The sequence below is a fragment of the Pseudotabrizicola sediminis genome (assembly GCF_004745575.1).
Classification (GTDB): Bacteria; Pseudomonadota; Alphaproteobacteria; order Rhodobacterales; family Rhodobacteraceae; genus Pseudotabrizicola; species Pseudotabrizicola sediminis.
The window spans coordinates 1-870 of the sequence record NZ_RPEM01000054.1 but is presented as its reverse complement, the minus strand read 5'-3'; the positions used below and the strand labels follow the sequence as shown (position 1 = coordinate 870).

General features: G+C 64.7%; 1 protein-coding gene. It reads left to right on the top strand.

Annotated elements, in window-relative coordinates; genetic code table 11:
- Positions 1–79: 79 nt before the first annotated feature.
- Positions 80–870: IS110 family RNA-guided transposase (locus EEB11_RS19265; RefSeq protein ID WP_135434203.1), on the top strand; the 791-nt coding region annotated here is incomplete at its 3' end.

The following is an 870-nucleotide window of genomic DNA, read 5'->3' as shown; positions in this document are numbered from 1 at the left end:
GGCTCTGATGATGTGACCGCCCCCCGACGGCATCGATGTGCCAAGGTGGGTCTGCGAGGATCCATAAAGGAGAGCGGTCATGTCGGAGATTACCACGGTCGGGCTCGACCTGGCGAAGAATGTGTTCCAGGTCCATGGGGCGGACGCCTCGGGTCAGGTGGAGTTGCGCAAGAAGCTGCGGCGGGATCAAGTGCTGGCCTTCTTTAGCCAGTTGCAGCCCTGTGTCGTGGCGATGGAAGCCTGTGGCGGTGCCCACTACTGGGGCCGCGAGATCGGCAAGCTGGGCCATGATGTACGGCTGATCCCGCCCGCCTACGTGAAGCCCTTCGTCAAGAGGCAGAAGAATGATGCTGCCGACGCCGAGGCCATTTGTGAAGCAGCGCAGCGCCCGACGATGCGTTTCGTGCCCGTGAAGAGCGAAGAGACCCAAGGGGCAGCGATGGTCTTTCGGGTCCGAGAGCTTCTGATCCGGCAAAGGACGCAGGCGATCAACGCGCTGCGGGGTCATCTGACAGAGTTCGGGCAGATCGTCCCGCAGGGAGCGGCGAATGCCGCGAAGCTGATCGCCATCGTCGAGGAGCCCAGCAGCGGCTTGCCGGCCGACGCGATCGGAACCCTCAAGGTTCTGGTTGCGGCCCTGACCCACCTCGAGGCCGAGATCGGCCGGCTTGATGCTGAGATCGCCCGTCGGGCGAAGGCGAACGAAGTGGCCCGGCGGTTGATGACAGTGCCCGGGATCGGGCCGCTGATCGCCACGGCCATTGCAGTTCTGGCCCCGCCGCCCGAGACCTTCCGCAAAGCGCGTGACTTTGCGGCTTGGCTTGGCCTGGTGCCACGGCAACACTCAACGGGTGGCAAGCAGCGTCTCGG